The organism is Trinickia violacea, from assembly GCF_005280735.1.
Taxonomy (GTDB): Bacteria; Pseudomonadota; Gammaproteobacteria; order Burkholderiales; family Burkholderiaceae; genus Trinickia_A; species Trinickia_A violacea.
Map to the genome: position 1 here is coordinate 3,166,451 of NZ_CP040078.1, position 13,438 is coordinate 3,179,888.

A 13,438-nucleotide genomic window follows, 5' to 3' on the forward strand; every position below is an offset into this window, starting at 1 on the left:
GTCAATGTAGCCGAGGACGTCCGCTTATGATGCGATCGCGGTCCGATCTCGGAATAAACCCTTGATCAGCGATCGCATCGGCTTCTCGAAGATCACGTAGATAGCAATCGAGCAGGCCACAAGTAGAGCGATGAATGCGAACAGCTTCGCGGTTGCGCTTGCGTCCGGCATGATCGGAACCAGGTGTCTGTCGAAGAAGATATGCAGTGGTTCCTGCATCAGATAGAGGGCGTAGCTGGATTCGCCTAGCAGTATCAGCGCGCGGCTTTCCAGCGCGCGACCGATGCCATTCGGAAGAGATGCAACCAGCCAGATAATGCCGGCGAACTCAGGGGCCATAAGCCCATTGGAAGGAGCGACCCACAACGGGAAGCGCTCCGCAATTCCGCCGACGAGGGTCGTCAGGCCGATCCCCGCGAGGAGCGCGATTATCCCGCTTGCGAACATCTGTGAGCTTCCTCGTCGCGCTCTGTCCATGAAAAGCACCGCTGTGACGATGCCGATCATGAATTCGTTCAGGTGCATCAGGGGGAAATAAAATATCAGGTCGTGAGAGATGGACGGGTATCCGCCGTAGAAGTACGTGCGCGCTACAAAGGTGATGACCTGAGTGCAGATCCAAAGGGCGGCGGTATAGTCGACCAGCGTCTTGCGGCTGACGCTGAGAACGTGCGTGGAAAGAAATGGGAAAAGGACATAGAAAAACACCTCGACTGAAAGCGACCAGCCGGGGGTGTTAATCGCCAATGCGGATCCGGGAATCCAAGTCTGGATCAGGGCGGAAGTCAGTGCGAGATCCGTGAGTGTCCCGCCAAGCAGGTAATACGTGGCGAGCAGGCAAACCAGATACACCGGATAGATCCGCGCGAATCGTGCGATCCAATATGAGCGGGCCGATACATCGCTGCCTGCATATACCGTCGCCATGATGAAGCCGGAGAGGCAGTAGAAGAACGAGACGGCGTTGTTGCCGTTAAGCACAACCCCGTTAATTACGGGGAAGTTGAAGGGTGGGACGCCTCTGCCGAAGTGGAATAGCACCACAAATAGAGCGGCGACGAACCTGAGCGGGGTGAGTCTCTCGAGATGCTTATGCATTGTTCAAATTTCACTTCGTAACGGGCATGACGTGGTGCCCTTGCCATGTCCTGCGGCGGTTTCCTCAACCGCGATCAGCATACCCCGGAGCCGGCTGAATACCAGCCTGTAGGTATTCTTATTCATTATTCTGGCGAACCTGAAGCAGATAAATGCTGAGAGGTTCGCAGAATCAATCACATGCGTTTGTCAACGTTCTTGAAGTTTTGACGTTGTTTTTCATTCCAAATCACCCTCTTTCAGGGGCTTTTAGGGCTGTCTATCGAAATGTCGGGCCTGCCCGCTGACACGCGGTGCATCGCACATGCCGTGCGCTCCCACCGGGCCATCAGAAATTCGATGCACTGCGTACTGGACGTGGCCTTCAGCGAAGACCGGGTGAACAACGCGGCGCAGAACTTCGCCATCCTGCGGCGCATGACGATGAACCTGCTACGACAGGATCGCAAAGCAAAGGTGGGGCTGAAAATCCGTCGCCTCAAGGCATGCATGAATGATCGCTATTTCGCTCAACTCCTTGGCTGGCAAGACCCTTAGCCCTCAACCACAGCCCCCTTGTGATTCGTTAAATGACACTTAACGTTTCATGCAATTGCCCTGTCAAGAGGACAACGCCGTGACAATCTTTCGAAAATTTTTCCCCAGGGTCAGCTAGACTTGCAAGCAAGTTGCTGTCAACGAACGGCGCGCGACTGAAGTGCAGCAACCCAGAAAGCCTCGATCTCTCCCCGGAGTGAAGAGGCTTTCGTCTTTTTTGGGCCCGGTCGCGCGCCACATGTCGATGCTTTTTCGCAACGAAACCAGGCGTTCATCGCTCACCGCCCGAACCGAAAAGGGGCAACTATGGGAATCAGGTTGGCACCGCTGGAAAGGCTCTATCGGAACATGCAGTCGCAAGGGATGACGAAAACGCAGTTTGAATTCCGCTTTCGCCAGCTGACATTCAACGTTATCTATCTCGCGGAAGCGTTTCCGCACGAGCTGCTTTTGGGATGCCGAGAGCACAACCTGTTTATTGTCGTGAAAGTGCCCTGGCACTTCACTATTGCCACCTATCTTCGAGACCAATACACGCCGCTGATGGACGCGCTTGGCCTCCAGCCCAATCCGGATAATCCGTTTAGCACCAACATCTTCTTCGAAGCGTTTCGCGCGGTGATTCCAACAACAACGTCCAAGGCGAACGAGCCGACGATCACCGACATCGCAGCGAACCGGCGCGATGTAGAAGAATCAGAAAAGATTTACTTCGTTGGTTGGATGCAGCATGACGGAAAGCAGTCGTCGCCGACTAAAGCCAATTTGGAGAAAACCCGGCGTCTCTGCGGGCAGGCAGTCTATGAGCTATGCCTTCGCAACCATATCAGCAGCAGATGGACGGATAGGTCCGATGATGCATGGCCGTTCAGCTGGCCGACTGTATGAATGCTGACTGCGGTTGCGGTGTCTCACGTGGACTCGCAATGGACGCCACCGTTGCCGCGCCGACAGCTGGAGGCGCCTTCGAATCGAAGTCAAGCGCTTTGACAGATGTTCAAAAATCTTTTCTCAGAGCCAGCTAGACTTGCCTTCAAGTTGCTGCAATGCGTAGATGGGAACGCTAGGGGTGCTGCAACCTAGAAAGCCTCGGTCTCTCCCCGGAGTGAAGAGGCTTTCGTCTTTCTGGTTGCCAATTGATTTGCCTCGAAAAAACATGAGCGGCCTTGTCTGTCCTCACTGCCATGCAAATATGCCGTGTGGCCTGAGTGTTTGCACAGGTTGTCTCGCAGCAGTGACATATGGTCCAGAGCCGCTATGGTTGGGGGGATGTCTCTTTCCTGCTGCATTCTTGGGCTATGAAGCGCGCAAAATCCTGCCCAATTCTCTGCCTTGGGACGGCTGGATTGTCGGTGCGTTGGTGTTCGTCAATCTGGTTTGGCTGATTCATCAATTCTCGCGCGACCGGGTTAATTTCAAACCGATATACAGCACCCGACGATAGTGCGATTTTCTCACTAAGGCGTTGGTGCTTCGGGCGGGCTCGCAATCGACTCCGCCGCCGCGCCCGCCCAATCAGGCAAGTCGAAATCGAGCCCCTGTTCGGCGCATTCGCGCTTGAGCGTCGAAAGCGCAGCGTCCATTCCCATCACTGCGCCCGCGCGCCTCTTGGTAGGATCATCCAACCGCGCACAACACTGGTCACGGTACATGGTCGTGCGCCGCTCCCAGTTCTTCAGCTGAATCGTGCGCAGGCGATGGCAAAGCCATTGGTCCAGTTCCCGCATCACGCCCGGCGTCTGCGCCAACAGGATCCCATCCAGCCCAGCAGGTTGGACCGCGGCTGCGCCACTATCTCATGTACGCTGCGGCCGCCTCGACGCGTCAGTTCCCGGACGTGCTGCTTGAATGAAGCCCGGAGGTGCGGATGACTCGGTGGACTGCGCCAACTCATGTGCTCGGAAACAATGCGGCGCGGACGGGTAAACCGGAGCAAGGCGGGACACAAGAGCAACCCGTAGAGCGCCCCTAGGCATAACAGCGCACCAGTTCGAAAGTTGGGCCTCGGGAGAAAATACAGTATCACCCTAATCACCAGAAAGGCGAAGGCTCGAACGATAATAACGCGCCGATGACTGTTGAACCAGATATTCCGCGATTCGCAGACCGCCACAACCAGCCCCCACTAGCAAACAAAATAGGCCGCAGGACAAACATCCTTGCGGCCCGAGCAGGTTCGACAACGTACCAATTACTTTTGTTCGAATTTCTGGAGGGCTGGCAGCAACTCGCCCAGCAGGCGCTGCACGCTCGGCCGTTCCATCAATCGACCGAAATAGGCGCTGACATACTCGCGATCGGCAAACGGATGCAATTTCTGCGCATAAAACAGCGGGGCAAATGCGGCGCAGTCGGACATATTGAATTCGCCGGCACCCGCGTCAGGATGCGTGCCATAAAATTCGTTCATGAAGTTGTACATCACATCAAGCGTCGCGTGGGCCTTGGCAACCGCTTCCGGATTACGCTTATCTGCCGGTTTCAGCGAGTCGAAGAAAATCGTGGCAATGGGCTCATTGAGATACAAATCATGCATACGATCCTTGAAACGGACGCGCCGCGCGGCGGTCGGATCCTCGGGAATCAGCTTGGTACCCGACGTTGGGAATTCGTTTTCGAGGAACTCGATGATGATCGTCGACTCCGGAATGAACAGATCATCGCCCGTGAGTAGCGGAATCTTGCCCAACGGATACAACTTGCGATAGGAGGCTGACTGTTCCGGATCAGACAGATTGACTGGCTTCGGCGTAAAAGGCACGCCCTTCTCAAAAAAGGCCAGCAGAGTCTTTTGCGAATAGGTGGATGGCACCGCGTAATGTAGAGTCAGATTCATAGTTAAGAATTCCTTATTAAATTAAAATCCTGGATAATGCTTTGATGGGAATACGGCGCGGATGGACATCACCGCACCGTATCGCATGATCGACTACATCGCTTGCCATTTCGTATCACCTGACAATCTTTGATATTTTGGGTATCCGTATTTCGCGGTTGAAAAGTGCGAAACGTGGATGCCCTTCAAATCGCATTTTGCGGTTGGTAACCACTGGCCAATTAAAGGTGTTGCGGAATCACGAGGACCTCGACGCCTAAGATCGCGCGATGAAGAATGCAAAACCGCTTTATCGCAGCGACCACTTCATCGAATTTACTGAATAAGATTAGTTACCTGCAGGCCCCCTGGTCCGCGTCCTCTGGAGGTGTGGCGCAAGTAGCGTTGGACTATGGCGGAGGTGCTTTCCCATCGAAGCGCTCTTGACCGGGCGGCGACGCCTGGGGGGCACCAGACCGTATTCGGCCATCATCGCCATGGCTGATACACTTTCCGCAGTTAGTCGTTCGATCATCCGCTGTCTTTCATCACGGTCGTTCGCAGGATGTCCCACTTCTTCCGCACTCGTTCTTTTATTGAATCTCATCGAAGATCACACTGAAATACGTTCCGAGGCGGCTCAAACAGCCTCCGCTTGCCCATTTAAAACAAGGAAGCTACTCAGAAGGTCCCTTTCGAATTTCCTTGCCCAGTCGCCAGTCTGCTTCTGCTGGTACGAGCGACTCCAGCCGCCCCGGCGCACCGTGATCAACCAGTAATCATCAACCACCGTTGCCAACGATGGTCAAAGAATTCGGGAGAAACAAAGAGTACGTAGTTGTTTTTGATCGTCCACTATCCTTAGCGGCTCGTGCATCTATCGGTGCAAGCGGCTTCGTACTATCCACGCTGGCCGGGTGCATCACTGTCCCGACTTGAGCTGGAGCAGGTTGATCGTCTAGAAGCGCTGACACGCGCGCAAATAGGCATCGCTCGCCTCAACCCATGGGCGGTGCCCACTGTGTCATCGCCCGCAGGTCTCGGACAACCTAGTTGAATGCACCGATGGTCGGCGGAACAACCCTGGATTGGCCAAAATAATCCGTCGCCACTTGGCTCAACGACACACCTGCCTGTTTACACAGAGAGGTTGACTGCAGGACGTAATCCGTTGCAGCAAGCGCGCCAGCATTGACGAATTGCGGATCGGCGACGACATCACCTACCCCGGAAAAAGCCCCTGCGCTGCCACCAAACCAGTTGTTGTGCAAGAAAGTGGCGCCACTATTGCTTCCGGCAACAAGCGTTCTATTGTCCACCGGGGCCTCATAAACAATGTTATTGGCATATGTATTACCGCTATGACCCGAGGAGGGATCGATATATATTTCATTTACATTTGCACTTGCAAATGTATTGTTGGCAATTACACTGCTTTGAATTCCACCACCGCTTCCGTAGTTTCCATAGAACAATCCAAATGACCCGTTAATTGCAACATTGTTAGTTATTTTCAGGTTTGACAATGGCTCGGACTGGGAATATGTTTCTCGCGCCAGCTGGATTGATGAAGCCTGAGATCCATTTCTAAAAAATCCTGAATTGCCGGTATTGTAGATTGAATTGGCATTGACCGTCGCATTGCTAGCATTATCCAAATATATTTCTACACTGAAGTTATCGTAAACGGTATTATTCAAAATTGCCACGCCCACCGAGAGAAAGGTGCCAATTCCTTCACCATAGTTATTATAGGATGCATTCTCTTCAATGACCGAATTGTTATCCCATGAAACCGAAATTCCCTGCCCCCAAGTAGAACTGGTACGCGACTGATTTTGCAAAACATTATTGTAAACAGTATTTCCCGCAATTATGTTGTCGTGCGAATTTCCGATATTTATCCAATTGGTTGATACAATGCCGTCGCCGTACGAACCGTGCACGATATTATTGCTGATCGTCACATGGTGGGTGTTGTAGGCAATAATTCCAGATTTAGTCGCACCTTGTACATTCAATCCATTTACGACAACATAGGCACCATCCACTTCAATATTGTCGGTATTAGTCGAATTTTTTGATCCATCGACGATGACCTTCTCACCGCTATCGGCATATAGACGAATTGGGGCACTGGCCGTGCCGCTGGAACGTATACGGACCGCCTCATAGTAGGTGCCGGCGCGCACGATAATATCGGTACCTGGTTTGGCAAGAGCGACAGCATGTCCAATTGTTTGAAAAGGTGCACTTAACGTTCCTGGATTTCCATCGGATCCAGTTGGTGAAACGTAATAAGTGGTTGTGGCTGTCGAGGATGACACCACCAAGGATGCCAACTTATCCGTCCATTGATAAGTCGTTGACCAATCCGAACTGAAAAGGCCTGCAGAAATACTAAATATCCCACTAGATACAGGCGTATACCTGAAAGAAATAGGCACCTTCGCACCTGATTGGAAGTTCAAGCTTGAAATATCTTTTTCAAAAACAATCTTCCCACTGGCATCGCGAATTTGCACGACTGCATTACCGTCTTTCAGTGGAAATGATGTCGCAATCACTCCGGAAATTCTAGTGGGCTGAACATCGCCTACTGTCGACGGCACTGCATTAAACGAGAAATTAACTGTTTGAGCAGCAAGCCCGCTCGTTTGCGTTATAAAAATTATGAATAAAACAAGGAGAGCTTGTGAAAATCTATATATTGGGCGCAGCATATTATGCTCCTTTGGTAACTCCGGCTAAGAGTGGCTAACACAACGTGGACATCAAGCCATGGGCCCCATAACCTGGGGGCATGGCAAGACGAAAAATCAGCAACGACCTGTGGGCGACGCTGGCGCCGTTGATTCCGGCATTTACGCCTTCACCCAAAGGCGGTCGTCGGCGCACAATCGACGACCGCGCAGTATTGAACGGGATCCTGTATGTCCTGCAAACGGGCATTGCATGGGAAGACCTGCCGCAGGAGCTTGGTTTCGGCAGCGGCATAACATGCTGGCGACGACTACGGGATTGGCAGGCCGCAGGTGTGTGGGAACAACTGCATCTGGCAATGCCTCGCCGGTTGCGTGAACATCACGGGCCGCGCCCTCATCCACCGAGACGAAAGACCCCTGCATCCGCACCATGTCTTCCTCCCAATGACCCGTATCGGTATTGTTGAAGTGCTCTGTGGCAACAATTCTTCACCAAACGCGCGAACCCCTGGTATGCCAGGATTTCCCCGGGGCGAGCCCGCTTGAACGGTATGAAATCAATCCGCGCGTCAGCCCCTAGCTCCTGCTGGAGACGAGCGGCAAGCCGTGCTCCCCGCTCGTTATGTCGATTTCGGTCTTCTTCAGACTTGAACCCCGAACCCGGCGGATAGTCGTCGGAAAACGTTTGTAGGTCGTGCCCGCAGCGCCCGACGAGACCTGGTACGCGAGCGCGCCCGCGTTCGCAAAGCTGGCCGGCGTGCCACCCGGGCCGGTGATGAACTGCGGCGCGCCCATCGTGAGCACCAGGTTCGGTGCGTTCGTAAGCGAAAGCCCATTGACAGCGGATCCATTCGGATTGCTGATGATTACGAAAGCTGGTGACCCGAACACCTCGAGCGGACCCGCGGGCGTCGAGGGTGCAGTCGAGGTAACCTGGTTGAGAATCATGGTGGCCGTGCGGCCCTTGAGATTCGGGTTCGCGCCGAGTGTGCCGCCCCGCAGCGGTGTGCCTGAAACTAGGCTGTTGTTCAGCACAAGGCCTGAACCATCCACGTTGAACTCGCTGTACTGGTTCGTACTGGTCCCGTTAGCGTTCGGCATGGCAATATTGACCGCTGCAACCCCGGTGCTGGTTTGCGTGATGGTCGGCTGGAACGGGACCGAGTCGCGCGGATCGACAATGGGCGCGGCGTGCGCGGTCTGATCGACCAGCAGCACTGCAGGTGCGAAATACATCACCCCCGTCATGAGCGGCCGTCACGCGAAACCACAAGGGTCTGACGACCGGCGTGCATCGGCAGACCGGTACGAAGCACCGTCCGTCGATGGCAGCAACGCTTCGTTGTGCCAGGCACCTGGTCAACTTTGAATCCAGCCGGTTCCTCATCTAACCCCGTACCCGTTGTTGTTCCCTGCGTCTGCCGGGTGCAGGCGCAGTCCTCATGAAGGAGCGATTCTATGGACCGGATCGAAACCGTGCTGTCAACTTTTGTGACGCAGCGAAGCGGGCACCGGAGACGACACGCCTGTGCAGTTGCCCCAAGCTCTACGACCGTCGCAGGCCCGGCTGCCGGCTTCGAGCCGAAAGCATGAACCGGATCTGCCATTCACCTCCTTTCCGGCGCGGTGCGCTGTCGTCAACAACTCATACCGCGAACATGCCTTATTGATGCGGTTGCATCGGATCTCGAGAACGGCCCGATACCATCTCTCATGACCACATCTCCCCCAGTCGACTGCCTGGCAACGGTGACTGCTGCGCAGAGTGAACAAACCGGCTCAGCTTGTCCAATGCGTCGACATAGCAGTACTTCGGCACGCTGCCCACAACCTCATCGCAGCGCTGCAGCACGTGTTCAATCAACGGCAACTGCTCCTCCGCCAGACGCCAGTCACGCCCCTCGCCCGCAGCAGCCCGTATGCTCGCGTCCAGCGCCGTCTCCACCTCCAGAAACAATGCCAGTTCGGTTTCCGAATGATTCCCTTCGAGCAGATAGAACGTCATGTAGAGAGCCCGCAGCAGTGCGGCCATTGCATCGGATGTGCCATGTCCGCTACGCATCGTGGCGAGCGCCAGGTGATTTTCGAGCGAGATGTCTCGCACGACGCCCGCCTGCAAAGGCAGGAGCATTTCCTTCGTGCGCCGCGGGCGCGATGGGCCTTTTTTCGCCATGCCAATTCGACACCTCGTTCATTGTTGAATCGTCGCGCCCTTAAGCAGGTCGGCTGAAAACTGTGCCGCTGCCTTCTCGAGCGCTAGCGCCTGCAACTGTTGGCGAATTGTGCCTTGCGCCTGATCGAATGGCGGGACCTGCGTCGGCCGTTTCGCATCGACCTTCACGATCGCGCGTGGGCCGTTCGTGTCGCTGCCGAGCGCGATCGATTGCGGCAACACGCCACCCACCGGTAATTGTGTAATCGCCTGCGCTACTGCGAGTGGCAAGCCTTGCGTCTTGCCCTCCGTCATCGGCGTCTTGAAACTCACCCACGGCAGTTCGCCGCCGCTTGCTTTGCTCGGCGCGGTGCTGTACTGGCGCGCAAGCGCATCGAAGGCCGTGCCAGACTTTAATGCGGCAAGCACAGTGTTCGCGGTCGCCTCATCCGGCACGACGATGATGCGCGGCTTGTATTCTTCCTTGCCCAGCGACGCGACAATTTCGTCATAGCGCGCCTTCACCTGGGCGTCTGTCACCTGCGCGGGGTGAATGCTGTCCTTCAAGTACAGCTGCGTTTCGGCATTGACCTTCGCCGCGTTCATCGCCTCTTGGACTTCCGGCTTTGTGCCGTATTGCCCCTTCTCCGCGTTCTGGCGGAACAGTTCGCGCACAATAAGCTGCTGCTTGAGATTCTGGCGAAGCTGTGGGGTGTCGGATTGGTGACTAGCCTGCACCGCCGCATCGAGCTGCGCTTGAGGAATTGCGACGCCGTTGACGATAGCGACCACGCCGGAAGGCAACGCCACCACTGGGCCAGACGCACTATCGCCGGCGGCATGGACGATATGGGGGACGAGCGTGGCGAGCACAACCGAGGCAAAGGCGCTCACGCACAGCGCACGGATAAAGGTCGAGTTGCGCAACATAAATACTCCTGTCAGTAATTCCAGTTCAAGGTAGCGAGCACGAGGGTGGCCCGAGGGCCCAGTGCTGCAGGTTGCGTCAGCTCCCGGCCAACTGTGGCTTCGGTCGACAACAGTTGCTTGTGCCATTGCCACTGCGCGCGCAAGCCAGCGCATTGACCCACGCAAGCTCGTTGCGCGAATACACGCCCCGGTCGCCCGCCAGCACACCCGAGCGAAAGCCCCGTACGGTATCCATGCCACCCAGGAACAGCTGCTCCGTGCCGTACAGCGCTACGTTCGTGTATTGGCCACCGAGCACGCCGCGATATGCGAGCGCTGCCGGCCCGAGCTTGGGCAGCGGCACCGTGAAGCTCGCCGTCGCGTCCACTTTGGTGAACTGGCTGTGTGCATCGTCTCGGGTCGTGCCCGGCGCATCGTGGTCTGCTTCGAGCCACGGTAGGCCTTGAGAGACGCCCGCATCGAACGTCACATTGCCTGGCGCGTCGTTCAGCACGAACTTGTGCAGCCAATTGCCGCCGATGCGCAACACCGCGATGTGCTCGGGATTCGGGTCGATGTCGTTGGCGTCGCGGTCGGTGCGGTGCCAGGAAAGCGTCGCATCGAGACTGGTGAGGTCCGCCGGCGTGCGGCTTAGCTGATAGTTCCAGCCCAAGATGTGGCTGAGTGTGCGGCCGTATTCGAGCACCGTGGTACCGATGACTTCCTGGTATTCCGAATCCGACAACGTGTAGCTGAACGTGCTGCGGCCGTACGGCACGGCAATCGAGCCCACCAGCGCATTGCTCTCGAGGCTATCGATGAAATTCAGGCTGATAGCTTCCTGCAAGCCCATCAGGTTGTCCGCTTCGACGCCCGCCCGATAGCGCGTGACGCCCGTGGCCGAGCTGCCATAGTTGTCGGTGCCCAAGTTGTAGTACAGCCGGTCGCCGGGCGCATTGCTGATGGCCACGACCGAATCGCCGACCGTCTGGCCCGGCAGAATCTGCACGGAGGCTTGATTTCGGCGCAAACGGTTAATCTGGGCCACACCCTGGTCCAGGTCGGAGAGAGCGAGCGGCTCGCCGTGCGCACCGGGAAACGCGTTCTCGTAGCCGGCGTCGGTCAGGAGCCCCCCGCCCGTCGAGGCTTCGCCGGCGGCGAGCCGGTGAATTGGTTTGCCGTTGACCATGAAGTTCTCGATGCGGCCGAACTGGACCGTGATAGTCAGGGTTCCCGATTCGAGGTTCTGGGGCCCCAGCAAGGCACGCGTCGTGACATAGCCCGCCGACACGAACGCGTCGGTGAGTCTTTTCAGGAGCACGTTGATGCGGTGCGAGCCCAGGGGATGGCCAACAAAGGGCGCGGTGATGGCGTCGAGCTTCGACACCGGCACCGGGCTGCTGTGGTCGAGCGGCTGACCGTTCGGGTCGGCCAGTACAATGGTGCGCACCGGGAATGTCGATCCCGTCTTGACAATTTGCTCGACCGGCGTATCGGGCGGAATATCGAGCGTCATTGCCGGGTTCGATGGAGGTACCGTGATAGCCGCCGGCGGCTGGCTCAGTTGCCGTTGCTGCGCCTGCTGCTTCTGCTGGTCGATGAGTTGCTGCGCCGGGTCCTGCAGGGGTCGTGCAGCGGGAGGCGGTGGCGCCGGCGGCGTCTGGGCGAATGCCGGCGCATGCAGTATCGCGACGACCAGGAGGAGGCCCAGCCACTGCCTCAGTGAAACGCGCATGGCTACTCCTGGCTCGCGAGACGCGTTGCGCGAACAGGTGCAGCAGTCTTCACGGCAGGCGGCGGTGCCGTCTTGAGCACAATCACCAGCGTGACCAGGAGAGCCACGGCAACCAGGAGAAGCATTGTCGATATGACCCGACTCATCAGAACCATGTATGAACGCGTCCCGTTTGCGCAAGTATTGCGTGTATCTGACATGCCAGGAAGGTCTGCAGCTATGTATCCGGCCTTATTGCAGCCATACCATCCGCTGCGGGCCCCTATGGAATCCGCTGACTCGCACCTCATTACCACCACGAGCTCAAGGCTCTTGTTCTGATCCAGGTTTAGCGAGTCCCGGTCCTACCTGTCTTGCCATCACACGCTATTGCCAGCGCAACCTTTCGACGTCCACCCTTTTGCTAACCATTACTCACATATCGAGCGAGATCCGCTTACGCAGGTCTCACGCTCACATATCCCTTCTCGTACGCCTTGCCTCGCGCCAGCACTGCCCAGATTGTTCGCGCGATCTTGTTCGCCAAAGCGACAACTGTTACGTTCATCGGTCGGCGCTTCTTGATCTGATCAACCCAAGGACCTGGGTCTTTGGCATGGGTCAATACAGATCTCGCACCGTGAATCAATAGCGTGCGCAGATAGGTATCGCCCCGCTTGCTGATCCCATGCAGGTTTACCTTGCCTCCGGAGCCCGTCTGCTTTGGAACAAGGCCAGCCCACGCTGCAAATTCCCGCCCCGAGCGAAATGCCTTTGGATCGCCCATCATCGCGACTGCCGCCGTCGCCGTGAGTAGTCCGACACCTGGGATCTCGCTGATTGCTCTCACGGCCGCATCCTCTTTCTTCCAGTCACGCATTCGCCGTTCGATCTCGGCAATCTGTTGATCGAGCTTCGCCAGTCCGTTCCACTGCTCACGTAACGTGTCCACCAGCGCTGCCGGTAACCGCTCCGCAATGCGTGCAAACGCCGCCGGGATCTCACGGTCAAGTTGAGCCCGCCCCCTGCTCATTACCTCGCCGTATTCCGTCAACAAGCCACGCAAGCCATTGATCCGCATCGTGCGAAATTTCACGAGTTGCTCGCGCATTCGGTGCAGCGCCAGCATTGCCTGTTGCATCTCAGTTTTCACCGACACGGGTTTCCCCGGTTGTTGTACGGCATGCCAAATGGCCTTTGCATCGGCAGCGCCATTTTTGTTACGGACATTGAAGGCTTTCACGTATTCCGCAGGTATCAGCCTCACCTCATGCCCCAGCTTCGCGAGTTGCCGGGCCCAGTGGTGTGCACCGCCGCAGGCCTCCATCCCAATCAGGCATCGGGCATGATTCGCGAAATGTTCAAGGAACTGCGCTCGCTTTATCGGCTTGTTCACGATCTCTCCCGTCTCCTGGTCGATGTAGTGCACTTGAAAAACATTCTTTGCGATGTCGATACCAACAGGCATAAGCTTCATTGCGAAATCCTCCGGCTGACTGGAAATGCAG

12 protein-coding genes and 2 pseudogenes are annotated in these 13,438 nt (G+C 56.4%); 3 read left to right on the forward strand and 11 right to left on the reverse strand.

Features of this window, described 5'->3' with window-relative positions; translation table 11 throughout:
- Positions 1-24: 24 nt before the first annotated feature.
- Positions 25-1,098, reverse strand: coding sequence for an acyltransferase family protein (locus FAZ95_RS36265; RefSeq protein ID WP_137337161.1), 1,074 nt, complete (start codon positions 1,096-1,098; stop codon positions 25-27).
- 3 nt (positions 1,099-1,101) lie between these two features.
- On the reverse strand, positions 1,102-1,224 hold the full coding sequence (locus tag FAZ95_RS40775) for an ESPR domain-containing protein (protein WP_137337162.1): 123 nt from the start codon (positions 1,222-1,224) through the stop codon (positions 1,102-1,104).
- A gap of 213 nt (positions 1,225-1,437) precedes the next feature.
- Here FAZ95_RS40775 and FAZ95_RS36275 point away from each other — a divergent pair, with 213 nt between their 5' ends.
- Positions 1,438-1,635, forward strand: a complete 198-nt coding sequence (locus FAZ95_RS36275; protein ID WP_217497456.1) for a hypothetical protein — start codon at positions 1,438-1,440, stop codon at positions 1,633-1,635.
- A gap of 306 nt (positions 1,636-1,941) precedes the next feature.
- The gene (locus FAZ95_RS36280) at positions 1,942-2,523 is read left to right on the forward strand and encodes a DUF6037 family protein (RefSeq protein WP_137337163.1); all 582 of its coding nucleotides are present in this window, start codon (positions 1,942-1,944) and stop codon (positions 2,521-2,523) included.
- A 569-nt stretch (positions 2,524-3,092) separates the two neighbouring features.
- Here the strand turns inward: FAZ95_RS36280 and FAZ95_RS36285 are convergent.
- The 3 genes from FAZ95_RS36285 to FAZ95_RS36300 all read right to left on the reverse strand — a co-directional run bounded on the left by FAZ95_RS36285 (position 3,093) and on the right by FAZ95_RS36300 (position 7,173).
- Positions 3,093-3,383 (reverse strand): hypothetical protein, encoded by a 291-nt coding sequence (locus tag FAZ95_RS36285; protein WP_137337164.1) that lies wholly within the window; start codon positions 3,381-3,383, stop codon positions 3,093-3,095.
- 443 nt (positions 3,384-3,826) lie between these two features.
- Entirely contained in the window at positions 3,827-4,471 is a 645-nt protein-coding gene (locus FAZ95_RS36295; RefSeq protein ID WP_137337165.1) for a glutathione S-transferase family protein, read from the reverse strand.
- Between the two features lie 1,028 nt (positions 4,472-5,499).
- Positions 5,500-7,173 (reverse strand): right-handed parallel beta-helix repeat-containing protein, encoded by a 1,674-nt coding sequence (locus FAZ95_RS36300; RefSeq protein ID WP_137337166.1) that lies wholly within the window; start codon positions 7,171-7,173, stop codon positions 5,500-5,502.
- An 80-nt stretch (positions 7,174-7,253) separates the two neighbouring features.
- Here FAZ95_RS36300 and FAZ95_RS36305 point away from each other — a divergent pair.
- Positions 7,254-7,535, forward strand: a pseudogene (locus FAZ95_RS36305) (transposase); the annotation flags it as partial.
- Between the two features lie 14 nt (positions 7,536-7,549).
- Here FAZ95_RS36305 and FAZ95_RS41015 read toward each other — a convergent pair.
- The 6 genes and pseudogenes from FAZ95_RS41015 to FAZ95_RS36330 all read right to left on the reverse strand — a co-directional run bounded on the left by FAZ95_RS41015 (position 7,550) and on the right by FAZ95_RS36330 (position 13,407).
- Positions 7,550-8,002, reverse strand: a complete 453-nt coding sequence (locus tag FAZ95_RS41015; protein ID WP_496543836.1) for an immunity protein CdiI family protein — start codon at positions 8,000-8,002, stop codon at positions 7,550-7,552.
- Positions 7,990-8,403, reverse strand: a pseudogene (locus FAZ95_RS41020) (two-partner secretion domain-containing protein); the annotation flags it as partial. The gene FAZ95_RS41015 and the pseudogene FAZ95_RS41020, both read right to left, overlap by 13 nt.
- Before the next feature lie 463 nt (positions 8,404-8,866).
- A complete protein-coding gene (locus FAZ95_RS36315; RefSeq protein WP_254700157.1) occupies positions 8,867-9,328 on the reverse strand; it encodes a hypothetical protein in 462 nt (153 codons plus the stop codon).
- A gap of 18 nt (positions 9,329-9,346) precedes the next feature.
- Positions 9,347-10,363 carry a peptidylprolyl isomerase gene (locus FAZ95_RS36320; protein ID WP_437437765.1) on the reverse strand — a complete coding sequence of 339 codons (1,017 nt, stop codon included), beginning with the start codon at positions 10,361-10,363 and terminating at the stop codon, positions 9,347-9,349.
- Positions 10,314-11,951 carry a ShlB/FhaC/HecB family hemolysin secretion/activation protein gene (locus FAZ95_RS36325; RefSeq protein WP_254700159.1) on the reverse strand — a complete coding sequence of 546 codons (1,638 nt, stop codon included), beginning with the start codon at positions 11,949-11,951 and terminating at the stop codon, positions 10,314-10,316. Before FAZ95_RS36325 ends, FAZ95_RS36320 begins: the two co-directional genes overlap by 50 nt.
- Before the next feature lie 436 nt (positions 11,952-12,387).
- Positions 12,388-13,407, reverse strand: coding sequence for an IS110 family RNA-guided transposase (locus FAZ95_RS36330; protein WP_137337168.1), 1,020 nt, complete (start codon positions 13,405-13,407; stop codon positions 12,388-12,390).
- Positions 13,408-13,438 lie beyond the last annotated feature (31 nt).

What these genes read in the sequence shown, in the direction of transcription:
- FAZ95_RS36320 (WP_437437765.1), bottom strand. Translation starts at nt 10,363, where the DNA reads ATGGCACAAGCAACTGTTGTCGACCGAAGCCACAGTTGGCCGGGAGCT.
- FAZ95_RS36325 (WP_254700159.1), bottom strand. Translation starts at nt 11,951, where the DNA reads ATGCGCGTTTCACTGAGGCAGTGGCTGGGCCTCCTCCTGGTCGTCGCG.
- FAZ95_RS36280 (WP_137337163.1), top strand. Translation starts at nt 1,942, where the DNA reads ATGGGAATCAGGTTGGCACCGCTGGAAAGGCTCTATCGGAACATGCAG.
- FAZ95_RS36330 (WP_137337168.1), bottom strand. Translation starts at nt 13,407, where the DNA reads ATGAAGCTTATGCCTGTTGGTATCGACATCGCAAAGAATGTTTTTCAA.
- FAZ95_RS40775 (WP_137337162.1), bottom strand. Translation starts at nt 1,224, where the DNA reads ATGAATAAGAATACCTACAGGCTGGTATTCAGCCGGCTCCGGGGTATG.
- FAZ95_RS36295 (WP_137337165.1), bottom strand. Translation starts at nt 4,471, where the DNA reads ATGAATCTGACTCTACATTACGCGGTGCCATCCACCTATTCGCAAAAG.
- FAZ95_RS36315 (WP_254700157.1), bottom strand. Translation starts at nt 9,328, where the DNA reads ATGGCGAAAAAAGGCCCATCGCGCCCGCGGCGCACGAAGGAAATGCTC.
- FAZ95_RS36300 (WP_137337166.1), bottom strand. Translation starts at nt 7,173, where the DNA reads ATGCTGCGCCCAATATATAGATTTTCACAAGCTCTCCTTGTTTTATTC.
- FAZ95_RS36265 (WP_137337161.1), bottom strand. Translation starts at nt 1,098, where the DNA reads ATGCATAAGCATCTCGAGAGACTCACCCCGCTCAGGTTCGTCGCCGCT.
- FAZ95_RS36275 (WP_217497456.1), top strand. Translation starts at nt 1,438, where the DNA reads ATGCACTGCGTACTGGACGTGGCCTTCAGCGAAGACCGGGTGAACAAC.